Origin of the sequence: Saccharothrix syringae (assembly GCF_009498035.1) — a bacterium.
In the GTDB taxonomy this organism is placed as follows: Bacteria; Actinomycetota; Actinomycetes; order Mycobacteriales; family Pseudonocardiaceae; genus Actinosynnema; species Actinosynnema syringae.
On the sequence record NZ_CP034550.1, the window covers coordinates 4212864 to 4235966 of the forward strand.

Genomic DNA, 23103 nt, shown 5'->3' on the forward strand with positions numbered 1-23103 from the left:
TGCCCGCCCCGGCGGAAGGCCGCGGGCTTCATCCGTACAAAGCCGTACAGGCGCCCGACCTCGCGTTCCCGCCGCGTCCGGACCGGCCCGCCGCGGGCCACGCCCCGGTGTCGCCCGTCCCGCTTGGCGGAACCGCGGGTGGTGAGGCGGGGCGGGGTCGTTCTCGGCGGCTCGTCGCGGCGCCCGACGAGCCGCGTCGAAACACGACCCGGGCCCGTCAGCCCGCTACCGGCACACCTCGGTGTCGGCGTGCTCGCCGACCGCCCGCCCCGCGCCGGAGCGCTCCGCACCCGCCTCACCCCGCCCGAGCTCGCCCGGCACCCCCGCCAACCCGACCAGCATCGGCAGGTACACCTCGTCCACCAGCTCGGCGATCACCCGCTCGTCCGGCGGCGTGCCGCACGTGACGGCCTCGTTGCGGATCAGGTCCAGCGGGACCCGGGCGGCGCGCCGGGGCAGTTCGAACGGCCTCAGCTCGCCCCGCTCCACCGCCCGCCGCACGACCGCGTCCACCGCGTGGAACAGCGGCGAGTCGGTGAGGTACCTGCGCATCAGCTCGGCGATCTCGGGGTGCCGGAACGCCTCGCCCATCACGCCGGCGATCATCTCGTTCATCATCGCGTCCATGCGGCGGGAGACCCTGCCGAACAGCGCCAGCAGGTCGGTGCGCAGCGAGCCGGTGTCGGGCGAACCGCGGTCGACGGGTACCCGGCCCTGCCAGGCGGCCAGGGCCAGCTCGGCGCGGTTGGCCCAGCGCCGGTAGATCACCGGTTTGCTGGTGCCCGCCCGCGCGGCGACCGCCTCGACGGTGAACCGGGCGTAGCCGACCTCGCTCAACTCCGCCCAGGCCGCGTCCAGGATGGCCCGCTCCAGCTCCGCACCGCGGCGGCGCGACTTGCGCTCCGGCACCCTACCCCTTAGATACGTTGCGTTTCTTAAAATTTCGGTCTACCTTGCCCAGGGTAAGACACGAGCAGTTTCTTATGGGGGAATCGTCCTTGTTGACCCGATTGCTGCGCGGCTACCTGCCGCCGTACCGCCGTGAGCTGGGCGCGGTGCTCGTGCTCCAGCTCATCGGCACCATCGCCTCGCTGTACCTGCCCAGCCTCAACGCCGACATCATCGACTCCGGCGTCGCCACCGGTGACACCGGCTACATCCTGAGCACCGGGTGGTGGATGCTGGGGGTCTCGCTGGTGCAGATCGCCTGCTCCGTCGGTGCCGTCTACTACGGCGCCCGCACCGCCATGAGCTTCGGGCGCGACGTCCGGTCCGCGGTCTTCCACCGCGTCGGCGAGTTCTCCGCCCGCGAGGTGTCCGCGTTCGGGCCCTCCTCGCTGATCACCCGCTCCACCAACGACGTGCAGCAGGTCCAGATGCTGGTGGTGATGGGGTGCACCATGCTGGTGTCCGCGCCCATCACCTGTGTGGCGGGCATCGTCATGGCCCTCCAGGAGGACGTGGGGCTGTCCTGGCTGCTGCTGGTCTGCGTGCCGGCGCTGGCACTGGCCATCGGGCTGATCGTGGTGCGGATGGTGCCGCAGTTCCGCCGCATGCAGGAGCGCATCGACGCGGTCAACCGGGTGCTGCGGGAGCAGCTGTCGGGCATCCGGGTGGTCCGCGCCTTCGTCCGCGAGGAGGCCGAGACCCGCCGGTTCGGCGAGGCCAACGCCGCGCTGACCGACACCGCGCTGCGCGTGGGCAGGCTCCAGGCCCTGATCTTCCCCACGGTCATGCTCCTGCTCAACGCGTCCAGCGTCGCCGTGCTGTGGTTCGGCGCGCACCGGGTCGACGCGGGGCAGATGCAGGTCGGCTCGCTGACCGCGTTCGTGAGCTACCTGATGCAGATCCTGGTCTCGGTGATGATGGCGACGTTCATCTCGATGATGATCCCGCGCGCCGCGGTCTGCGCCGAGCGGATCAACGAGGTGCTCGACACCGAGTCGTCCGTGGTGCCGCCCACCGCCGCCGTCACCGTCCTGCCCACGGGGCCCTCGGTGGAGTTCCGCGGCGCCGGGTTCCGCTACCCCGGCGCGGCCGACCCCGTGCTGCGCGGGGTCTCCTTCCGCGCCGAGGCGGGGCAGACCACCGCCGTCATCGGCAGCACCGGCGCGGGCAAGACCACGCTGCTGTCCCTGGTGCCGCGGCTGGTCGACGTCACCGACGGCACCGTGCTGGTCAGCGGCGCGGACGTGCGGGAGGTCGACCCGGACACCCTGTGCGGCCGCATCGGCCTGGTGCCGCAGCGGCCCTACCTGTTCAGCGGGACGGTGGCCAGCAACCTGCGCTACGGCAGGCCCGACGCCACCGACGAGGAGCTGTGGGAGGCGCTGGAGGTCGCGCAGGCCCGCGACTTCGTCGAGCAGATGCCCGGCGGCCTGGACGCGCCGATCTCGCAGGGCGGCACCAACGTCTCGGGCGGCCAGCGGCAGCGGCTGTCCATCGCGCGGGCGCTGGTCCGCAGGCCCGACGTCTACCTGTTCGACGACGCGTTCTCCGCGCTCGACCTGGCCACCGACGCCCGGCTGCGCGCCGCCCTGCGCCCGCACACCCGGCGGGCGGTCGTGCTCGTGGTGGCGCAGCGGGTCTCCACCGTCGTCGACGCCGACCGGATCGTGGTGCTCGACGACGGGTCGGTCGTCGGCGTCGGCACCCACCACGAGCTGCTGGAGACCTGCCCGACCTACGTCGAGATCGTCCGTTCCCAGCTGACCCCGGAGCAGGCCGCATGAGCACCAACACCGAGACCCGGTCGCAGCCCACGCGGATGGGCGGTGGCGGCTTCCCGGGCATGGGCATGCCCATGGGCAAGGCGAAGGACTTCAAGCCCTCGGCCCGCAGGCTGGCCGCCCGCCTGCACCCGGAGCGCCGCGCGTTCGGGGCCGTGGTCGCGCTGGGCGTGGTCAGCGTGGCGCTCGCCGTGGTGGGGCCGAAGATCCTCGGCCACGCCACCGACATCATCTTCGACGGCGTGCTGGCGCGGATGCGCGGCGTGCCCGGCGCGGGCATCGACTTCCCCGCGCTGGGCTGGGTGCTCGCCTGGGTGATGGCCCTGTACCTGGCGTCCTCGCTGTTCGGGTGGGCGCAGGGCAGGCTGCTCAACGGCGTGGTGCAGCGGGTGGTGTTCCAGCTGCGGGCCGACGTCGAGGTGAAGCTGCACCGGCTGCCCCTGCGCTACTTCGACGACAAGCCGCGCGGCGAGCTGCTCTCGCGCGTCACCAACGACATCGACAACGTCGCCATGACCCTCCAGCAGACGCTGAGCCAGCTGCTGACGTCCCTGCTGACCGTGGTCGGCGTGCTGGCGATGATGGTGTCGATCTCACCGCTGCTGGCGGTGATCGCGCTGCTGCTGATCCCCGTGTCGATGGTGGTGACCGGCCGGATCGGCAAGCGCTCGCAGCAGCTGTTCGTGGCGCAGTGGAAGCACACCGGCGCGCTCAACGCGCACATCGAGGAGGCGTTCACCGGGCACCAGCTGGTCAAGGTGTTCGGGCGGCAGCGCGAGTCGGAGGCCGAGTTCCGCCGCCGCAACGACGAGCTGCTGGGCTCGGCGCTGGGCGCCCAGTTCATCTCCGGGCTGATCATGCCGGTGATGATGTTCCTGTCCAACATCAGCTACGTGGTGATCGCGGTGGTCGGCGCGCTGCGGATCACCTCGGGCGCGATGACCCTGGGCGAGGTGCAGGCGTTCATCCAGTACTCGCGCCAGTTCACCCAGCCGCTGACCCAGGTCGCCTCGATGGCCACCCTGATGCAGTCCGGCGTCGCCTCGGCCGAGCGCGTGTTCGAGCTGCTCGACGCCGAGGAGCAGCTGCCCGACCCGGCGGACGCCCCGCTGCCCGAGCGGCGCCGCGGCCGGGTCGAGTTCACCGGCGTCGACTTCTCCTACCGGCCCGAGCAGCCGCTCATCGAGGACCTGTCGCTGGTCGCCGAACCCGGCCAGACGGTGGCCATCGTGGGACCGACCGGCGCGGGCAAGACCACGCTGGTCAACCTGGTGATGCGGTTCTACGAGCTGGACGGCGGCCGGATCACCCTCGACGGGGTGGACATCACCCGGCTGCGCCGCGAGGACCTGCGCTCGCAGGTCGGCATGGTGCTGCAGGACACCTGGCTGTTCGGCGGCACGATCCGTGACAACATCGCCTACGGCAGGCCCGGTGCCACGGAGGAGGAGGTCCTGGCCGCCGCGCGGGCCGCGCACGTCGACCACTTCGTCCGCACCCTGACCGACGGCTACGACACCGTGATCGACGAGGAGGGCACGAACATCAGCGCGGGTGAGAAGCAGTTGCTGACCATCGCCCGCGCGTTCCTGGCCGACCCGCCGCTGCTGATCCTGGACGAGGCGACCAGCTCGGTGGACACGCGGACCGAGGCGCTGGTGCAGCGGGCGATGGCGGCGCTGCGCACGTCGCGCACGAGCTTCGTCATCGCGCACCGGCTGTCCACCATCCGCGACGCCGACCTGATCCTGGTGATGGAGTCGGGGCGGATCGTGGAGCAGGGCACGCACGACGAGCTGATCGCGGCCGGGGGCGCCTACCACCGGCTCTACTCGGCCCAGTTCTCGGCGGCCTGACCGGGGGAGGGAGGTGACCCGCCGGCACGTGCCGGCGGGTCACCTCAGGTCGACGCCACCGGGTCCAGCGCGATCGCGGCCCACAGCACGCGGCCCTCGTCCAGGGTGGGCGTGTTGCCGCAGGCGGTGCTGAGGCGGTGGATGCGGGTGAGGTCGAGGCGGCGGGCGGCGCCCCGCGGCGACGGGCCGGTGTGCCGGACCGCGACGGTCAGCTGGTCGGGGAACCGCTCGATCCGCAGCACCAGGGTCGCGCTGGTGTGGGCCTGCGTGATGTCGACCAGCTCACCGGCCAGCAGCACCGCGCGGGGGCACACCTCGCGCAGCCCCCACCGGGTGCACGTGCGCCGGGCGAAGTCGCGGGCCAGGTGCGGCGCGTCGGTGTCCGCGGGCACCTGCATCTCGTTGCGCTGCCGCCACGTCGGCGAGGTCGTCGCCTCCAGGGCGGCGTCCAGCCGGTCGTGGCACGGCACGAACCGGCTCAGGCCGGTGCGCGCGAGCATCGCGCGGTGGCGCGCGGTGGTGGCCACCAGCAGCAGCGGCACGCAGGGCCAGCGGCAGCAGCGCATCCACACCGCGGCGAAGACGCTCGCCAGGGGGTCGCTGCCCAGTTCGAGCGCCGGGCCGAGCACCACGATGACGGCGCGCGGTTGCTCCGCCACGTGCTTGAGCAGCCCGTCGCGCATGCTCACGTAAGTCGAAAGGTCGAGTCGTCCCGTCGGGGACAACAGCACCACGTCGCCGTGGTTCATCGCCCGCAGCGACAGTCCGGTGTCGGTCACTCAGGTCTCCGCCCCCGACTGGTCGCCGTTCGTCCTGGTCGGTTCCTCCAGAACTGTCATAGCTCTTGGTTCGGACCGTGTCACTCTCAGCATGCCTTTCCGGCGGTGAGTCACCCGTTCGTCGGCATCCATTGAGGAGGAAATACCGGCGGTACTCACCCGTTCGGCGGTGCGGAGCACGTGAATCGAGCCGGGGTGCCGCTGTCCTGATCCATTGCTCCATTCGCCCTTTTTGTGGGAAGATTTCCCGGTTCGGCCACGTCGGTGGTGTTCCCGAAAAGGAGCATATTCACCGCTCCGGGCGCGGGCGAGCGCATTCATGATATTCCACGCGCCGGGGATTTCGCCCCGGGGTCGACCCGGGGTCGAGCACCACCCGCGCCGCGGCGTGCCCGCCGGCGAAGGTGGACCCGCAGGGCACCGCGCCGGAGGGCGGACCGGCCGGGTGTGCCCCGGCGAGAGCAGGTGCGCGGCCACGTCCCGCGCGGCCCGGCGTTCCACCGCTCGGGCTGGGCCGTGCGGCACGGAGGACTCGTCCAGGCACCCTGAAACCGGAGGAGCGCAGTGCGGTCGAACCACAGTGGACGGTCCCGGCGCCGCTACGCCGTCGTCGGCGTCGGCCACCGCGCCGCGATGTACGTGGAGGCGCTGGCGGGGAAGTACGCCGACGACGGCGAGGTGGTGGCCTGGTGCGACCCGAGCCCGACCCGGATGTCCTACTACGACGGGGTGCTGGGCCACGCCCCCGCGCGCTACGCGCCCGACCGGTTCGCCGACCTGCTGCGCGAGCAGCGGCCGGACGCGGTGGTCGTGACCTCGCCGGACGCCACCCACCACCACTACGCGGTCGCCGCGCTGCGCGCCGGGTGCGACGTCGTGGTGGAGAAGCCGCTGACCACCACCGCCGAGGGGGCGCGGGCCATCGCCGACGCCGTCGCCTCGTCGACCGGCCGGCTGGTCGTGACGTTCAACTACCGCTACTCGCCGCGCAACGGCGAGCTGCGCCGGCTCATCGCGGAGGGTGCGATCGGGCGGGTCACCTCCGTGCACTTCGAGTGGGTGCTGGACACCGTGCACGGCGCCGACTACTTCCGGCGCTGGCACAGGGAAAAAGCGCATTCCGGCGGGTTGCTGGTGCACAAGGCGAGCCATCACTTCGATTTGGTCGACTGGTGGCTCGACGACGTGCCGGAAACCGTGTTCGCGTTGGGTGGACTGCGCTTCTACGGCGCGGACAACGCCGCCGCGCGCGGCCTGGGGCCCCGGCCGGAGCGCTCCACCGGTGCGCCGGGCGCGGCGACCGACCCGTTCGCCCTGGACCTCGCCGCCGACGACGTCCTGCGCAGGCTCTACCTGGAGGCCGAAGCCGACGACGGCTACCTGCGCGACCGCGACGTGTTCGGCGCGGGCATCACCACCGAGGACAACCTGTCGGTGGTCGTCGGGTACCGCTCGGGCGCGTCCCTGAGCTACTCGCTCAACGCCCACTCGCCGTGGGAGGGCTACCGGGTCGCGGTGAACGGCACGGCGGGCCGGCTGGAGCTGGACGTGGTGGAGCGCGGCCACGTGCTGCCCGCCGGCGCGGCCGGTGTGGTCGGGCGGCCCGCGGTCGACCCGAGCGCGACGCCGGACCGCCCCGGGGCCGCGTCGGCGGCGAACCCGCGCCCGGCGGGGGAGCGCCTGCTGTGGCAGCGGCACTGGTCGGTGGCGGAGGAGGTGCCGGTGCCGGAGGGGGACGGGCCCCACGGCGGCGGTGACGCCCACCTGCTCGACGACGTGTTCCGGCCCGGTGGTGCCGAGGACCCGCTGGGGCGCCGGGCCGGGGTGCTGGACGGGGTGCGGAGCGCGGGGGTCGGCATCGCGGCGAACCGGTCGCTGGAGGAGGGACGGGCGGTGCGGCTCGCGGACCTGGGGTTGAGCGCGGACTGGTGATCCACCCCGTGGCACCATGCGGCGGTGATCCTGCTCGTACCCGCCGACGTGCTCCACCCCCGCCGAGTGGACGCGCACTTCGCCCCCGAGGCGGACGCCGCCTGCGCGGCCGGGGTGGAGGTCGCCCTGGTCGACCACGACCTGCTCGCCGCCGGCGACGCCGACCGGGCGGTGCGCCGGGTGCCCGGCGGCGACGAGGCGGTCTACCGCGGCTGGATGCTCGACAGCGCCCGGTACGCGGAGTTCGCCCGGGCCCTGGAGCGGCGCGGCGCGACCCCGCGGACCGGCGCCGGGCAGTACCGGCGGGCGCACGAGCTGCCCGGCTGGTACGCCGACCTGGCCGAGGTCACCCCGCCCTCGGCGTGGACCGCCGGCGACGACCGGGAGGCGTTCGAGCGGGCACGCCGCTCGCTCGGCACCGGCCCCGCGGTGCTGCGCGACTACACCAAGTCGATGAAGCACCACTGGCACGAGGCCGCGTTCATCCCGGACCTGGCCGACGCCGACGCCGCCTGGGCGGTCGCGCGGCGGTTCCGCGAGCTGCGGGAGGACGTGGTCGGCGGGTTCGTGCTGCGCCGCTTCGAGCGGTTCGCCTCCGCCGAGGTCCGCACCTGGTGGGTGGACGGCGCGTGCCGGCTGGTCGGCCCGCACCCGGACACGCCGGGCGAACTCCCCGCCGACCCCGACCTGGCCGCGGTGGCACCCCTGGTGGCGGGCTTGGGGCTGCCGTTCGTCACCGCCGACCTGGTGCGGCGCGACGACGGCGCGTGGCGCGTGGTGGAGCTCGGCGACGGGCAGGTCAGCGACCGCCCGGGCACCGTCGCGCCCGAGGTGGTGATCGAGCTGATCACGTCGCGCCGCGTTCCTTGACACTTGTCCGGTAGGCGACACCTGTATATAAACAGGCGGTGACCACCAGTGCACCGCGCGCGCCGGACCGCCGGGTGCTGCGCTCGCGCGCGGCGCTGCTGGCGGCGGCCGTGCGGCTGGTGTCCGAGCGCGGCACGTCCGCCGTGCCCGTCACCGACCTCGCGGAGGCCGCCGACGTCAGCAGGCAGCTCGTCTACCAGCACTTCGGCGACCGCGACGCGCTGCTGGTGGAGGCCGCGCTCGACCTGGTCCGGCACGAGCTGCTGGCACCCCGGGACGGCGCGCCCGGCCGGCTCGCCGTGCTGGCCGCGGTCCGCCACTTCGCCGACCACCGGGCGTTCTACCGGGCCGTGCTCTCCGGCCCGTGCGCCTTCGCCCTCACCCGCGCGCTGGGCGACCTCCTCGCCCCGGTCAACCGGCACGTCGTGCGCGCGGCCGTGGGCGGCGGGGTCCGCCCGGACACCCTGGACGACCTGGCCGCGTTCGTCACGGCGGGCACGGGCGCGGTCATCAACGCCTGGCTGCTGTCGGACCGGCCGCACCTCGACGCCGAGGAGTTCACCGACCGGTTGCTGAGGCTGTGGGGCGGCCTCGGCCTGACGCACCACCGCGAGGACGTGGACCGATGACCAACCCCGCCCTGGAACTGGAACCCGTGGTCCGGCTGGAGGTGCTGGTCGGCGCGCCGGTCGACGCGGGCGTCACGCCCGCGGGCCACCTCCGCGTCATCCCGATCACCGGCGGCACCGCCAAGGGCCCGCTCGTCACCGGCGAGGTGCTGCCGATCGGCGCGGACTGGAACGTGGTGCGCCCCGACGGGGTCGCCACCGTCTCGGCCAAGTACCTGATCCGCACCGGGGACGGCGCGGTCCTCACCGTCACCAACGAGGGCACCCTCGGGCCGCGGGCGGTGACCTCGCCGCGCATCGGGGCGCCCGCCGAGGGTCCCTACGCGTGGCTCAACGACGCGGTCCTGGTCGGCACCCTGGTCCCGCTCCTCGTCAACGGCCGGCTGACCGGGGTGTCGCTGGAGTTCCACCGCGTCCTGAGCGCCTGAGCCACCCGAGCACGGAGGAGCCGACGTGTCGATCCTGTCCCACCCGCGCGTCGCCGACGTCGCGGCGCGCCTGCTCGCGTCGGTCACGGCGGCCAAGGGCCTGGGCCCCGGCCAACCGCGGTTCCCGGAGTGCGCCGCCCGCACCGAGGAGGTCGCCGTGCCGACCCGGCACGGCGAGGTCGCGGCCACGCTCTACCACCCGCCCGCGGGTCCCCCCACCCCGGCGGTCCACGTCAACGCCCACGGCGGCGGGTTCGTCATGGGCCGGCCGGCCGACGACGACCCGTGGTGCCGCTACCTCGCCACCCACGCCGGCGTGGTGGTGGTCAACACCTCGTACGCCCTCGCGCCGCGGCAGCGCTTCCCGGTGCCGGTGGAGCAGGTCTATGACGTGGTCCGGTGGGCGTGCGCGCCGGAGCGCGGCTGGGGCCGGGTGTCCGTGGGCGGGCAGAGCGCCGGCGGCTCCCTGGCGGCCGGCGCGGCGCGGCTGGCCCTGGAGCACGGCGGCCCGGACATCGCGCTCCAGGTGCTGCACTACCCGCCGCTCAACCTCGTGGCCAGGGCCAAGGACAAGCCCTCGGCCGGGCGGCGGCCGGTCGTCGCGCCGTGGCTGTCCGAGGTCTTCGACACCGCCTACATCCCCGACCCCGCGCGCCGCGCCGACCGCCTCGCCTCGCCGGTCTGGGGTGACAACGCCGACCACCTGGAGGGCATCGCGCCCGCCCTGGTGGTCACCGCCGAGCTGGACCGGCTCCACCCCGAGGGCGCGGCCTACGCGGGCCGGCTCGACGCCGTCGGCGCCCTGGTCGAGCACCACGTCGTGCCGGGCGTCGACCACGGCTACAACCTCACCGGCGACCACGAGGAGGTCACCCGGCGGGTGTACGACCTCATGGCCGGGCACGTGGCGCGGGCGACGAGGTCCTGACGTGGAGGAGGGCCGGGGCGACGAGGCCCCGGCCCTCCTCCCGCGCGTGCGCGGTCAGCTCGTCGGGAAGTTGTCCGGCGTGCTGATCCGGCTCTTGATGTACGCACCGGAGTCGGTGAGCACACCGCTGCCGGAGTAGTTGCTGCCGTTACAGGTGCCCGGCCGCAGCGCGGCGCTGCTCTCGTTCGCGTCCGAGTAGGTCCAGTTCGCGTAGCTGATCTTCAGGCTGTCGAGCAGGTCCAGCCAGGCCGCGGTGCTGGCCTGGTCGTAGGTGCCGCCGCCGGTGGCCAGCACCGTGCCGAACTCGGTGACGAACAGCGGCAGGCGCGAGGCCGCCCGGCTCACCGTGGCGCGGTAGTTGTCCTTGTGGGACGCGGCGTAGAAGTGGAACGCGTACATGATGTTGGTGGCGTTCACCGGGTTGTTGATCACCTCGGTCTCGCTGGAGCCCTCCGAGACGCCCAGCGAGGACCACGCGCGGGTGCCGACGATGACGACGGCGTCGGGGTCGGCCGCCCGGATCACCGGGATGACCTGCTCGGCGTAGTTCTTGATGCCCTGCCAGCTCACGCCGTTGGGCTCGTTGGCGATCTCGTAGATCACGTTGCGCTTGTTGGCGTTGCGGGAGGCGACCTGGGAGAAGAAGGTCTTGGCCCGGTCCAGGTTGTAGTTGGGGTCGCCCGGGGTGAGGGTGTGGAAGTCGATCAGGGCGTACAGACCGCGGGACTCGGCCATGTCGACCAGGCTGTTGACCCGGTTGGTGAACCCGGACGGGTTGGTCTCGTAGCCCTGCTCCTGCACGTACATCGCGATGCGGAGCAGGTCGGCCTTCCAGTCGTTGACCAGCGCGTCCAGCGAGGCGTTGTTGTAGCACTTGTCGAACCACTGGATGCCGTGCGTGCTCATGCCGCGCAGCTGGATCGGGCGGTTGTACTGGTTGCACAGGTTGACGCCGCAGACCCGCAGCTGCCCGTTGGCCTCGACCGGCGTGCGCGGCACCGGCGGGTTCGTGGTCGTCGTGGTGGTCGAGGTCGTGCTGGTCGTCGTGGGCGAACCCGTGCACGCTACGCCGTTGAGGGTGAACGACGTGGGTGAGGGGTTGCTGCCGGACCAGGAGCCGACCAGGCCGAGGTCCGTCGACGCACCGGTGCCCAGGGACCGGTTCCAGTCGACGTTGGTCGCGGTGACCGAGGCGCCGGACTGGGACCAGGTGGCGTTCCACCCCTGGCTGACCTTCTGCGCGCTGCTGGGGAACGCGAACCCGAGCGACCACCCGGTGAGCGCGTCACCGAGGTTCGTGACCCGGACGGTGGCCTGGAACCCGCCCTGCCACTGGCTGGTGACGGTGTAGTCGACCCGGCAGCCCTGGGCTGCGGCCGTCGCGTTCGGCAGCGCCACCGCCGCCGAACCGAGGGCCACCGCACAAGCCGCCATGACGGCGGTGGAGCGCTTCACTGAGCCCCTCCTCGTGTAGGCAATTTTCTGGGAGCGCTCCCAGAACTGTGGAGAGCGCTCCCTCGGAAGAGGACCGTACAGGCTGGGGCGCTTGACGTACATAGGGTCGTAGGTCGTTGCTCTGCGTAGTCGTCCTGCGGACCCGGTAGCCCGGTCGGCCCCAGGTCTACGCGGAGTGGAGTCGTCGCTTCTGTGAAAGTCGCCGGCGCGACCGCACTCGTCGGGGATGGACCTGGGACCGCTCCCGGAACTTCCGCCCGGCGCGGCGGGCGGACCGGGTCAGATCCCGCCGTCGCAGCCGGGTTCCGCCACGCCGCCCTTGATCCAGGGCAGGTTGACCTTGCGGAAGGCGATCGAGCGGTGCGACGTCGCGCTGCTCGCCGTGTTCTCGTTGACCTCCACCAGCGCGGCCACGTGGTGGTCGGCGGTCTTGGCGGTGCTGGAGTAGCCGCCCTCCCGGTAGGTGGCGCTCTCGCCGGGCAGCGGCGCGTCGGCGAACGGGCGGCTGTAGCCCCAGGTCCGGCCCTCGTCCTCGCTCACCCGGACGCGCATCTTCGTCCGCGTCCCGGTGCTCGCCGAGTTGACGAACACGATCCGGGCCGGCGCGTCGGTGTTGTACCGCAGGGTCGACGCCTCGTTCTCGGGGTCGAGCAGGCAGTCCGCCGGCGCGAACGGGGTGAAGCCCGACTCGACCGTGCCGCGCGCGACGTAGCGGCGCCTGCCCGTTTCCCACACCGACGAGGTGGCCCGGTCGTTGCGGTACAGCGAGCCGTCGGCCAGCTCCAGGACCGTGGCCTCGCCGGTCTGCTCCATCGCCGCGCCGGAGGTCGTGCGCAGCGGCTGCACCCGCCACGTGGCGCCGTGGTCGTCGCTGTAGATGGTGCGGTGCTGCGCGGGGACGACGAGCCGGCCGGGGTCGCGCACGGTGGTCTGCACGCCCACGCCGGGCCCGACCGCGTCCCAGTTCCAGCTCCCGCCGCCGGCGAGGGTGCGCGGCTTGAGGGTCGCGGACACGTCCACCGGCGCGGACCAGGTCAGCCCGTCGTCGGCGCTGGAGGACACCCACACCTGCCGGTCGTCCCAGGAGTCCACCGGGTCCGCGCCCTCGGGCTGGTGGTTCACGAACAGCCAGACCCGGTTGTTCGAGCGGTCGACCACGGCGGTCGGGTTGCCCCACGTGCCCTGCCCGGCGCCGATCACCTCGCGCAGGCCCGACCAGGTGGCGCCGTTGTCCGTGGAGCGCTTGTAGAGCAGGTTGATGTTGCCGAAGTCGCCGTTGTGGGCGGCCCGGCCCTCGACGAACGCGATCAGGGTGTCGTTGGTCGTGCGGATCAGGGACGGGATGCGGAACGAGTGGTAGGTGATGCCGTTGAAGGTCTCGTCGCCGCCGTTGAACAGGATGCGCTCGGAGTGCGACTCGGCGGCGGCCGCGGCCGGCTCGGGTGCCGGTCGGGCCGCCGCCGGTGCGGTGGTGGACGCGAGGGCGAGGCTCAGGACGAGCCCCGCGGTCGTGGTCGGTCGCATGGTGCCCCGTGTTCGCTCGCAGGGAGGGGTTGCCCGGAACCGGCGGGCTTCCCGGTGGTCCGCCGACCGCCGGCTCCTCCTCCGAGGATCCCCGGCCCGCCTTCCCGACGGCTCCCCGCTCGCTTCCCCGCAGGGCTTCACCGCTCGTTCTCGCGAGGCTCGCCTTGCAGGGCTTCACCGCTCGCTCCCGCGAGCCCCCCCCCCGCAAGACCCCGGCGCGGGGGTTCACCGCCCCGAGGGCCCGGTCCACCCCTGCGGCACGTGCCCGATCCGCACCCGCTGCGGGTGGTCGCCCACCCGCACCGACACCACCTTCCGGCCGGTCGCGAAGTCGATCGCGGTCACCTGGTCGGCGCCGCTCTCGGAGATCACGCAGCTGCGCCCGTCACCGCTGACCGTGGCCCAGTACGGCTTCGACGCCGGCACCAGCGGCCCCTCGCGCAGCGACGCGCGGTCCACCACCACGGCGTAGTCGTCCATCGTCCCGGCCACGCACAGCTTGTCGCCCGCCGGGCTCATCGACAGGCCGTGGTGGCGCGAGTCGTTGACCCAGGTGGTGCGGTCCTCGCTGGTGTTCGGGTTCTTGGGCAGCTCCTTGAGCCGCGTGATCCGGTCGGCGGCCACGTCGTACTCCAGGAACCCGTTGAAGAACGAGAGCTGGAAGTACAGCGTCGACCAGTCCGGGGTGAACGCCACCGGCCGCACCGCGTCGGACAGGTCCGACCGGCCGAAGGCGTCCAGCCGCTGCCGCATGTCGATGACCTCGACCTGCCGGAACGTGGTCGTGTCGACGACGGTGATGCGCCGGTCGCCCTTGGTGAAGTCCCAGCCGGGGTCGTCGAGGTCGGTGTTGACCTCGCCGATGGACATGTTCCACAGCCGGGTGCCGCCGTCGGTGAAGACGTTCTCGTGCGGCTTGTCGCCGGTGGCGAACGAGCCGACCTGCTGCCCGGTGGTGATGTCCAGGACGTGCACGGTGTTCGACGTGGAGGCCGACACCGCGACCCGCCGGCCGTCCGGGGACACGGCCATGTGGTCGGAGCGGAAGCCGGAGACCGGGAACCGCCACTTCACCCGGCCGGTGGCCAGGTCGATCGACACCACGTCGGCGAAGCTGGGCCGCGACACCACCACGGCCGTGCCGTCGGGGGTGGTGTACATGTCGTCGACGAACTGGTCGTGCCCCTCGCCGGGGCCGTTGCGGATGCCCAGGAAGAAGATCAGCTTGATCGGGTTGAGGTAGATCTCCCGCAGCCGCTCCTCCCGGTCCGGGATGACGTTCACCCGCGCGATCCGGGCGAAGTCGCCGCCGGAGGCGATGACGTCCGCGGTGCCGTCCCAGTTGTTGCCGACGAACATCACCTCCCTCAGCGGCGCGGCGGAGGTGGGGGTCGGCACCGCGAGCGCGGCGGTCACCAGACCTGCGCAGACCAGTCCGAGGGAACGCGGGAGGGGTGTCTTCGGCATGGGGGCTCCAAACGGGAACGGCTTCGTCGCGGCGGTGCGGCGGAACGGGGATCGCCCGGTGGGCGGCCGTGCTGTTACCGTGCGGTAGCACCACATAACCAGCGCGTACCACGTCCGTGGTAGGGGCCGCCGGCCAACAACCCGGCCGGCCCGTTGTGGTCCCGCCACAACCGGGAGGTGCCGTGCCCGCAGCGCACCGCAGCGAGCTGCTGCGCCAGGTGCTCGAAGCGATGGCCTCGGACGACCGGGTCCTCGACGAGCTGGTGCTGGCCGCCCGGACCCACTCGCCCGAGGTGGCGCGGCTGCCCGAGGCCGAGAACCGCCGCCACGTGCAGGTGCTGCTCGCCGCCGGGCTGGACTCCCTGGCCCGCCCCGAGCACCCCGACGACCAGGACTTCGCCACCGCCGAGGCGCTGGGCGCCGACCGCGCCGCCCAGGGCGTGCCCATCACCGGCCTGCTGCGCGGCGTCCAGGCCGGGCGCACCCGCGCGGTGCGCATCGCCATCGACCGCAGCCGCGCCGCCGGGGTGCCCGACGACGTCATCCTGGAGGCGGTGCTCGACCTGGACCGCTACACCGGCGCCCTGGAGCGCCACATCGTCAACGGCTACCACCACGCCGAGCTCCAGCTCTCCCGCACCACCCGCGACGTGCGCACCCAGCTGCTGCGCGCGCTGCTCCTGCCCGGCGCCGCCGATCCGCCGGCGGCCGACGACCTCCACCAGGCCGGGCTGCGGCCGGGCGGCCGCTACTACTGCCTGGTCTCCGACGTCACCGACCCGGCCCTGGCCCGCGCCCTGGAACAGCGCCTGCTCGGCCTCGGCGGCGTCTACGGCCTGGTCGAGGGCCGCCTCACCGGCCTGGCCGCCAAGCCGCCCGGCACCGACGACCTCGCACCCGCCGTGCTGCTGATCGCCGCGCCCGCCGTGCCGCTGACCGGGCTGCGCGACGTGCACGCCCTGTGCACCGCCGCCCTGGCCATCGCCGCCCGGCAGGGGCTGCGCGGGGTGCACCACCTCGTCGAGCTGGCCGCGGAGACCGCGCTGGCCGCGCAGCCCCTGCTCGCCGACCTGCTCACCGACGCCCTGCTGACCAGGCTCGACCCCGCCGACGACTTCCACCGCGAGCTGGCCTGCACCGCCCTGGCCTACCTCGACCACGGGCACCGGCTCGGCCACACCGCGGTCGCCCTGCACCTGCACCCCAACACCGTCCGGTACCGCCTCGACCGGCTGGCGGAGATCACCGCCCTGCCGCTGGGCGAGGACGACACCGCCACCCGTTCGACGGTGCCGGACACGCTGCGCTCCTGGTGGGCGCTGCGCACCTGGCTCGCGCGGGCACGGGGATGACTCCCCGTGCCCGCCCTGTCATACCTACGGGGAATGGCACGTCACACCAGCCGGCGGTGAGGATTCGTGAGGTCACCGTCCACTCGCGACCGCGCGCAGGCGCGCCGCCGGGGGCCAGGAGTGCCGATGAACCGTCGCGTGGACCCGGCCGAGCAGGCGGACCGGCACCGGGTGGCGACCGCCCGCGGGTTCACCCGGTGGCGGCAGTCGTGCCCGTTCGCCGCGGGCGTGCTCACCGCCTGCGCCGGCGTGGAGCTGGTCACGGTGGTCACCACGTCCCGCGGTGTGCTGCGGTTCGCCGGTGCGGGCGCGGCGGTCAGCTGGGTGCTCGGCGCCCTGCTGCTCGCCGCCGGGCTGACCCTGCTGTGCCGGCCGGGGCTGCGCTACTTCGCCGGGATGACCGCGGTGGTCGCCGGGGTGGTCAGCCTGGTGCAGGCCAGCCTGGGCGGCTTCCTGGTCGGGTTCGTGCTCGCCGCGCTGGGCGGTGCGCTCGCGGTGGCCTGGGTGCCGGTCGACGAGACCGGCGGGCGGGCGCCGCTGCCCGAGATGGGTGACTGACGCGGGGCCCGGGACCGACGCCGCGCGGGCGGTGCCGGCCACCACCGGCACCGCCCGCGCGGCGTCGGCTCACGTCCCGGCGACGGGTTCGAGCCGCTCGGCGGGCTCGACCCGGTCGACCGCCGCGCGCGGGGCCGGTGCGAGGGCCTTGACCGCGGCCTCGACCTGGTAGCCGATCGCCTCCGGGTAGTCCCGGCGGGACAGGTGGACGTGCACGACGAGCGGGCCGCCCGCGGCGGTGTCGTCCGCCAGGCCGGTCAGCACCGCGTCCAGGTCGGCCAGGGTGCGGACCTCCACGCCGGACATCGGCGCCTCGTCCGTGCCGAACACCGCCGGCAGCGCGCTGTACCGCCACCGGTGCAGGACGTTGTAGTAGTCCTCCTCCTGCGTCGGCGGCTCCCGGTAGTAGCCGGGCGCCACCAGCATCTGCTCGATGCCGTAGAAGCCCTCGTTGTCCAGCACGAAGATCACCGGGGCCAGCCCGTGCCGGACGTGGGTGGACAGCTCCTGCACGGTCTCCTGGAACGAGCCGTCGCCGACGAACACCAGCGGCCGGCGGTCCGGCTTGGCCAGGGCGACGCCGGTGGTCGCCCCCACCGAGTAGCCGATGGACAGCCAGCTGTTCTGGGCCAGGTAGCCGTCCTGCTCGGCGATGTGCAGGCCCATCGAGCCGAGCAGCGCGAACCCGGCGTCGGAGACCACGGTGAACCTGCCCGGCGCGGCCGCCAGCAGGGCGTTGACCGCCCGGAACAGCGCGTCGTAGGTGACCGGGCCGACCTGCTCGGCGGACCGCTGCCGGGCCAGGTGCGCCTCGCGGCTCCGCGGCACCGCGGTGTCCAGCTCGTGCCCGCGGGCGAAGTAGTCGGCGGCGAAGTACCCGGGCCCGAACCGCTCCAGCAGCCGGGCGCGCAACGCCTTGACGAACTCCTCCAGCCGCACGTCGGGGTAGTAGGAGGCGCCGACGCTGACGCCCTCGCGGGCGGCGACGATCCAGTCCGGGCCGATGCTCTTCTCGCCGCCGAGGTTCTTCGACGTCGACCACGAGCCGATGCCGATCCGGACCTTGGCCACGTTCTGGAAGATCTCGTAGACGGTCTTGGTGGACGCCTTGCCGTTGTAGACGCCGACGAACGCCTCGTGGTCCTCGGAGACCACCGCCTTGCCGCCGATGGTGGTGCAGAACCGGATGCCGGTGGACTCGACCAGGTCGAGGAAGGGGTCCGCGAGGTCGAACCGGTCGACCTCCTCGCCAGCCCACAGGATCGGCGTGCCCAGGCGCTCGACCAGCGCCACGGCGTCGGTCACCGCCCGGTCGAGCATGGTCTCGTTGCGCGCGGTGACCGGCCGCCGCCGGGCGACCAGCAGGCCCCGCGGCTCGTCGCACGGCGCCCGCCAGACGTCCTCCATCACCTCCAGGTACACCGGCCGCCGCTCCGACAGGCAGGCCACGATCGCGGAGTCGACCTGCACCGGGGCCAGCCCGGGGTTGCCGATCACCTGGGCGTCGACGGTGACCTGCCGGTACACGTCCAGGTTGCTCTCCCGGCGCTGGCTCATGTGCGAGGTCAGCAGGCCGACGGCCTGGTAGTTCAGCCACTGCTCGTAGGTGGGCGAGGCGTTGATCGCGATGATCGGCACGTACTCCACGTACGCGCCGCCGATCGGGTTGAGCAGGTTGAACGCGCCCACGCCGTAGGTGCAGGCCGCGGCGGCGACCCGGGGGCCGCCGCGCACGCGGGCGTAGGCGTCGGCGGCGTACCCGGCGCCCACCTCGGTCGGGGTGCCGACCCAGGTCGGGCCGGGGCGCTCCGCCAGTGCGGTCAGGAACGGGCCCAGGTGGTTGCCCGGCACGCCGAACACGTGCCCGATGCCCAGTTCGCCGAGCCGCTGGGCCAGGTAGCGGGCCACGGTGGTGCTCACGGCGCGATCACCCCGGCGGTCATGTCCCCGCCCATCGCCGTGCCGATCTCGGCCACCATCTCCGCCTCGACCGGGCGGCGACCGGCAGGCACGGCGGCCGACCGGACCGGCGGCGGCGCCTCGTGCACGGCGATCGCCGCGCGCACCGCGGTCTCGACCGCGCCCTCGATCCAGGCGTGCTTGAGCGAGACGTGCTCGCCCGCGAAGTGCAGCGGCCCCTCGGGCTTGCCCACGTCCAGGTGGAAGCTGGTCATCTGGTGCGGCGTGTAGACCGCGGCCTCGCCGAAGGCGTACGGGTCGCGCAGCCAGCTCTGCGTCTGCCCGTACCCGGTGTAGAAGACCTCGATGCGGCGGCCGTGCACGGCCTGGAGGTTGCGCAGCGCGTAGACGTAGCGCTGGTGGTCGTCCAGGGAGTCCCAGTGCGCGGCGTCGTCGGACCAGCTGTAGCTCGCCAGCACCACGCCGCCCTCGCTGCCGGGCACCGGGTGCGACGGGTAGTACGTGAAGCGGTTCGGGTTGTCCGTGGTGGAGCCGCCGCCGAAGACGTTGGTCGCCGGGCGCACCGCGGGCCCGATCAGCGGCAGGTTCCGGTTGTACTCCAGCTGCGGCGCGGGGATGGCCCGCTCGTCCACGCTCGGGTGCGCGCCCAGCAGCCCGGTGGCCGCGCCGTCCAGCACGCCCGGCACCGAGTGCGCCGCGTCGTCATCGGACTCGTCCAGCGCCTGGTAGAACTCGTGCACGCCGGGGCCGATCGCGGCCAGCTCGCGCTGCCAGTCCGCCTCAGTGAACTCCCACCAGCGCCGCGAGAACTCCAGCAGCACCTTGGTCGCCTGGTCGTAGTGCATCTCGATGACCGCGCGGCGCTTCTTGTAGGACATCGGGGGCGTGACGTCGACGAACCGCAGGCTGGAGAACGGGATCGCGATGATCGCCAGGTCGCCGGTCCACGTGGTGGCGGGCCCGGTCGGGTCGTCCTCGGCGACGGTGCGGATCGCCACGGCGGGGCCGTCGGGGCCGACGACCGAGCCGGGCGGGTCGTCCAGGCGCGGGTCCCAGTACTCGATGTCGACCACGCGGCGCCCCAGCTCCACCCGGGGTGCCAGGTCCTCGTACAGCCGCTCGGGGAGCTGCCAACTGCCGCCGTCGACCTCCCAGTAGGTGGCGTCGGGGTTGATGTCGCTGCGGCCCAGGAAGGTGTGGAAGAACGACAGGTGCAGCCGCGAGGTCATGTTCTCCAGGGTGCCGATGGCCTCGACCGCCTCGTCGCTCAACCCGGCCCGCTCGCGCAGGAACCGGCCCATCGAGTAGCCGTCGAAGTCGTGGATCACCCGCGCCCAGCCGTCCAGCCACTCGGCGAAGGGCTTGTTCACGCGCGTGCCGTCCACGAGGTCGGAGTAGTAGTCGCGGACCTCCTCCAGCGCCTCGTGCACCATGCGCGCGGCGGTGACGCGGACCTCGTCGCCGGTCAGGTGGAAGCCCTCGTTGACCGAGCCCGGGTCGCGCGCGTACTCGGCGCGCCGCACCTGCACCTGGTTGGCGCGGATCCAGGTGTGGAAGCGCTTGGCCGGGGTGGGGAACTCCGGCTGCTCGGCGCCCGGCGGCCACGTCGCGCCGGTGAACGAGCGGTAGAACACCGGTGGCGGGACGACCGGCTGCTCGGTCGCCGGGTCGACGTCCACGTTGTAGAACAGCCTGCGGTCCAGGCCGAGCGAGTCCACCAGGCCGAGGGTGAGCGGGTGGAAGTCCGGCAGCCGCATCGCGCCCGCCTCGCCGTACTGGGCCGGGTCGGCGAACACCGGTTGCCGGGCCGGGTCGGTGCGGGCCGGGTCGGTGCGGAAGGTCTTGATGCGGCCACCGACCCGGTTGCCGTTGGCCTCCAGCACCGTCACCCGGTGCCCGGCGCCGGTGAGCAGCCGGGCGGCCACCAGGCCGGCGACGCCCGCGCCGACGACCAGGACGTCCTTGGGCGCGTCGGTGGCCGGCAGGCCGTCCTTGAGCAGGACGTCCAGGTACTTCAGCTTGAGGTCCTCGTCGTCGGGGCCGACGAGCAGCAGCTCGCGGGCGAGCTGTTGGCAGGTGCGCCAACGGGATCGGTCTCTGGTGGACTGGTCGTTCCCTGATGCGGCAGACATGGGGCCATCGTGGTGGCGCCGCGCGGCACCGGGAACCGCCGCGACCGACGACAACTCGTCGGTGCGCGGGACAACCTGGCCGGGGGAATTCCCGGTCACGCGCCGTGGACGGTCCGGGTGACGCGACCTGGACCGTCCACTGTGGTGCGTTGGTGTCGAACCCCCGCGGATCAGGGGTTGTCGGGGCGGACGCGGGGTGCGTCCCGGATTCGGCCACGCGAGACGATCCGCTTCGCGACATTCGTCCTCCGTTCACCTCGCCGTCACCTCGCGTGGTTAACCGGATCGGGTGAGCAGCGGGCAAGGACGGGGGGAGCGGTGGACCTTTCGACGATCGTCCTCGTGGTCGTGGCGACCGCGCTGGTGTTCGACTTCACCAACGGGTTCCACGACACGGCCAACGCGATGGCCACGTCCATCGCCACCGGTGCGCTGCCGCCGAAGGTCGCGGTGGGCGTGTCGGCCGTGCTGAACCTGGTGGGCGCGTTCCTGTCGGTCGAGGTCGCCCGCACCATCTCCAGCGGCATCGTCGACGAGGCCGGGATCGGGCCGGAGGTGGTCTTCGGCGGCCTGGTCGGCGCCGTGGTGTGGAACCTCGTCACGTGGCTGCTCGGCCTGCCCTCCAGCTCCTCGCACGCGTTGTTCGGCGGGCTGGTCGGCTCGACGTGGGTCGCCGCGGGCGCGGACGCGGTGCGGTTCGGCACGGTGGTGGAGAAGGTGCTGGTGCCCGCGGTCGCCTCGCCGCTGATCGCCGGAGCGGTGGCGGCGGTCGCCACCTACCTCGCGTACGCCATCACGCGCCGCACGTCGGAGTCGGTGCGCACGCGCGGGTTCCGGTTCGGGCAGATCGCCTCGGCCTCGCTGGTGTCGCTGGCGCACGGCACCAACGACGCGCAGAAGACCATGGGCGTGATCACGCTGACGCTCATCACCGCGGGCGCGCTGCCCGCCGGCGCGCGTCCGCCGGTGTGGGTGGTCATCGCCGCGGGCCTCGCCATCGCGCTCGGCACCTACCTGGGCGGCTGGCGCATCATCCGGACCATGGGCCGGGGCATCACCGACATCCGCAGCCCGCAGGGCTTCGCCGCCGAGACCGGTGCCGCGGCGGTGATCCTCACCTCCTCGCAGCTCGGCTTCGCCCTGTCCACCACGCACGTGTGCGCGGGTGGCGTGATCGGGGCGGGCGTGGGCAGGCGGGCCGGCGAGGTGCGGTGGGGCGTGGCGGGCCGGATGGCGCTCGCCTGGTTGCTCACCCTGCCCGCCGCGGCGGTCGTCGGCGCGCTCGCGGGCGAGGTGGCGCGGCAGGGCACCGCGGGGGCGGTCGCGGTGGCGCTGGTGGCCGCCGGGGTCGGCGCGGGCTGCTACGCCGCGTCGCGACGGGCGCCGGTGGGCGCCCACAACGTCAACGAGGTGCCGGCGTGAGGAGCCTGTCGTGAACTGGGGTGCGCTCGGAGGGGTCCTGCTGGTCTCGCTGGCCGTGGTGGTCGGCACGGTCGGCCTGTTCTCGCTGGGCATCGCCGCCGCCGACCGCGGTGGTGCGGTGGCCGGGGCGGGGTCGGCGCTGTGCTTCGCCGGGTGCGCGGTGCTGGTCGGCTGCGGCATCTACCTGGTGGCCGTCGGCTGAACCGCCCGCGCCGATGGGGACCGCCACGGGAGCCCGCGCCCGCGGTGACGTGCACGTCGGGGCCGTTGCGGCAGCAGGCCGGGTGTCCGGGCGACGTGCACCTCGCGTCCCGCCCCGGCCGAGCAGCCGCACCAGCTCGTACCCGCTGCGTTGCCGATCGGGCAACCGGTCGGCCCGCGTTCGGCCGGTGTTCACCCGCGGTCGGCGGGGTCGAACGCGGGCAGCAGCCGGACCAGCTCGTCGGGTGCCGCGACGGTGAGCACGCGGCTGCCCTCGACCCGCCGCACCAGGCCGCGGTCCAGGAGCGCGTCCAGCACCGCCTTGCCCAGCACGCCGCCCAGGTGCGGCAGGCGGTGCGTGCGGTCCAGGCAGGCGGTGGCGAGCTTGCGGCGGCCGGGGACGAGTGCGGCCGGGTCCACGCCCAGCTCGGTGAACGCGCCCGGGTCCGGGCCGAGCGCCAGCTCGTCGCCCAGGCCGTCGGGTGGGCGCAGCGCGCCGCGCTCGACCAGGGTCGCGAAGGCGCTGACGCCGAGCCGGCCCGCCGCGTGGTCGTAGCAGGTGTGCGCGACGTCGGCCGGTGACGGGGCGCGGTGCGGCGGGCCGACCGCGTCGGCGCCCCGCGCGTAGTCCGCCAGGGCGGCCAGCACCCCGCCCAGGCCCGGTGCGGCCCGGTACACCGAGTGCCGCCCGGTCCGCTCGACGGTGACCAGGTTCTTCTCCCGCAGCCGGGCCAGGTGGTTGCCCAGCCGGGACGCGGTGACGCCGATGGCGTCGGCCAGCTGGCTGGAGGTGTGCGGCCCTTCGGCGGCCAGCAGTTGCAGCGCGGTCAGGCGCAGCGGGTCGGCCAGTTCGGCGGCCAGCGCGGTGACCGCGGCGACCACCCGGTTCTCCGGATCGACCCAGCTCGACACACCGCTCAC

Annotated in this window: 19 protein-coding genes; 11 read left to right on the top strand and 8 right to left on the bottom strand. The window is 73.5% G+C overall.

All coding sequences use genetic code 11. The annotated features are described in order from the left end of the window. Positions 1-225: 225 nt before the first annotated feature. Positions 226-909: a TetR/AcrR family transcriptional regulator gene (locus EKG83_RS18500; RefSeq protein ID WP_063741442.1), complete on the bottom strand. Its 684-nt coding sequence runs from the start codon at positions 907-909 to the stop codon at positions 226-228. An 89-nt stretch (positions 910-998) separates the two neighbouring features. On the opposite strand from EKG83_RS18500, the gene EKG83_RS18505 reads away from it, so the two are divergent. Next, on the top strand, positions 999-2732 hold the full coding sequence (locus tag EKG83_RS18505; protein ID WP_033434155.1) for an ABC transporter ATP-binding protein: 1734 nt from the start codon (positions 999-1001) through the stop codon (positions 2730-2732). Continuing rightward, entirely contained in the window at positions 2729-4585 is a 1857-nt protein-coding gene (locus tag EKG83_RS18510) for an ABC transporter ATP-binding protein (protein WP_033434156.1), read from the top strand. The genes EKG83_RS18505 and EKG83_RS18510 overlap by 4 nt, the downstream gene beginning before the upstream one ends. A gap of 44 nt (positions 4586-4629) precedes the next feature. On the opposite strand, the gene EKG83_RS18515 is transcribed toward EKG83_RS18510, so the two are convergent. Next, positions 4630-5364 (bottom strand): STAS domain-containing protein, encoded by a 735-nt coding sequence (locus tag EKG83_RS18515; protein WP_051766657.1) that lies wholly within the window; start codon positions 5362-5364, stop codon positions 4630-4632. Positions 5365-5928: 564 nt separating this feature from the next. Here EKG83_RS18515 and EKG83_RS18520 point away from each other — a divergent pair. The 5 genes from EKG83_RS18520 to EKG83_RS18540 are packed head-to-tail and all read left to right on the top strand — an operon-like array spanning position 5929 to position 10151. After that, positions 5929-7296, top strand: a complete 1368-nt coding sequence (locus EKG83_RS18520) for a Gfo/Idh/MocA family protein (protein WP_033434157.1) — start codon at positions 5929-5931, stop codon at positions 7294-7296. A gap of 24 nt (positions 7297-7320) precedes the next feature. Continuing rightward, entirely contained in the window at positions 7321-8166 is an 846-nt protein-coding gene (locus EKG83_RS18525; protein ID WP_033434158.1) for an ATP-grasp domain-containing protein, read from the top strand. Positions 8167-8204: 38 nt separating this feature from the next. Next, entirely contained in the window at positions 8205-8795 is a 591-nt protein-coding gene (locus EKG83_RS18530; RefSeq protein WP_051766658.1) for a TetR/AcrR family transcriptional regulator, read from the top strand. After that, positions 8792-9223: a DUF3237 family protein gene (locus EKG83_RS18535; RefSeq protein ID WP_033434159.1), complete on the top strand. Its 432-nt coding sequence runs from the start codon at positions 8792-8794 to the stop codon at positions 9221-9223. The genes EKG83_RS18530 and EKG83_RS18535 overlap by 4 nt, the downstream gene beginning before the upstream one ends. 25 nt (positions 9224-9248) lie before the next feature. Continuing rightward, positions 9249-10151, top strand: coding sequence for an alpha/beta hydrolase fold domain-containing protein (locus tag EKG83_RS18540; protein WP_033434160.1), 903 nt, complete (start codon positions 9249-9251; stop codon positions 10149-10151). Between the two features lie 54 nt (positions 10152-10205). Here the strand turns inward: EKG83_RS18540 and EKG83_RS18545 are convergent, their stop codons facing one another. The 3 genes from EKG83_RS18545 to EKG83_RS18555 form a co-directional block, all read right to left on the bottom strand. Next, on the bottom strand, positions 10206-11606 hold the full coding sequence (locus EKG83_RS18545) for a cellulase family glycosylhydrolase (protein WP_033434161.1): 1401 nt from the start codon (positions 11604-11606) through the stop codon (positions 10206-10208). A 279-nt stretch (positions 11607-11885) separates the two neighbouring features. Further along, positions 11886-13130: a sialidase family protein gene (locus EKG83_RS18550; RefSeq protein WP_051766659.1), complete on the bottom strand. Its 1245-nt coding sequence runs from the start codon at positions 13128-13130 to the stop codon at positions 11886-11888. Between the two features lie 225 nt (positions 13131-13355). Further along, the gene (locus EKG83_RS18555) at positions 13356-14597 is read right to left on the bottom strand and encodes a YncE family protein (protein ID WP_033434162.1); all 1242 of its coding nucleotides are present in this window, start codon (positions 14595-14597) and stop codon (positions 13356-13358) included. Positions 14598-14779: 182 nt separating this feature from the next. Between EKG83_RS18555 and EKG83_RS18560 the strand changes: the two genes are divergently transcribed. Then, positions 14780-15949 carry a helix-turn-helix domain-containing protein gene (locus EKG83_RS18560; RefSeq protein WP_033434163.1) on the top strand — a complete coding sequence of 390 codons (1170 nt, stop codon included), beginning with the start codon at positions 14780-14782 and terminating at the stop codon, positions 15947-15949. A gap of 126 nt (positions 15950-16075) precedes the next feature. Then, on the top strand, positions 16076-16507 hold the full coding sequence (locus EKG83_RS18565; RefSeq protein ID WP_153278205.1) for a DUF6114 domain-containing protein: 432 nt from the start codon (positions 16076-16078) through the stop codon (positions 16505-16507). Positions 16508-16576: 69 nt separating this feature from the next. Here EKG83_RS18565 and EKG83_RS18570 read toward each other — a convergent pair whose 3' ends face one another. Together EKG83_RS18570 and EKG83_RS18575 are read right to left on the bottom strand one after the other, a co-directional pair. Continuing rightward, a complete protein-coding gene (locus EKG83_RS18570; RefSeq protein WP_063741443.1) occupies positions 16577-18427 on the bottom strand; it encodes an alpha-keto acid decarboxylase family protein in 1851 nt (616 codons plus the stop codon). After that, positions 18424-20559 (bottom strand): flavin monoamine oxidase family protein, encoded by a 2136-nt coding sequence (locus tag EKG83_RS18575; protein WP_063741444.1) that lies wholly within the window; start codon positions 20557-20559, stop codon positions 18424-18426. Before EKG83_RS18575 ends, EKG83_RS18570 begins: the two co-directional genes overlap by 4 nt. A gap of 318 nt (positions 20560-20877) precedes the next feature. On the opposite strand from EKG83_RS18575, the gene EKG83_RS18580 reads away from it, so the two are divergent. Next, positions 20878-21981, top strand: coding sequence for an inorganic phosphate transporter (locus tag EKG83_RS18580; protein ID WP_033434164.1), 1104 nt, complete (start codon positions 20878-20880; stop codon positions 21979-21981). A gap of 10 nt (positions 21982-21991) precedes the next feature. Then, positions 21992-22183, top strand: a complete 192-nt coding sequence (locus EKG83_RS18585; RefSeq protein ID WP_033434165.1) for a hypothetical protein — start codon at positions 21992-21994, stop codon at positions 22181-22183. 191 nt (positions 22184-22374) lie between these two features. Here the strand turns inward: EKG83_RS18585 and EKG83_RS18590 are convergent, their stop codons facing one another. Then, positions 22375-23103, bottom strand: a complete 729-nt coding sequence (locus EKG83_RS18590) for an ArsR/SmtB family transcription factor (protein WP_228122672.1) — start codon at positions 23101-23103, stop codon at positions 22375-22377.

Coding starts and splice junctions, on each gene's coding strand:
- EKG83_RS18510 (WP_033434156.1), top strand. CDS start 2,729: ATGAGCACCAACACCGAGACCCGGTCGCAGCCCACGCGGATGGGCGGT.
- EKG83_RS18535 (WP_033434159.1), top strand. CDS start 8,792: ATGACCAACCCCGCCCTGGAACTGGAACCCGTGGTCCGGCTGGAGGTG.
- EKG83_RS18550 (WP_051766659.1), bottom strand. CDS start 13,130: ATGCGACCGACCACGACCGCGGGGCTCGTCCTGAGCCTCGCCCTCGCG.
- EKG83_RS18555 (WP_033434162.1), bottom strand. CDS start 14,597: ATGCCGAAGACACCCCTCCCGCGTTCCCTCGGACTGGTCTGCGCAGGT.
- EKG83_RS18565 (WP_153278205.1), top strand. CDS start 16,076: ATGAACCGTCGCGTGGACCCGGCCGAGCAGGCGGACCGGCACCGGGTG.
- EKG83_RS18575 (WP_063741444.1), bottom strand. CDS start 20,559: ATGTCTGCCGCATCAGGGAACGACCAGTCCACCAGAGACCGATCCCGT.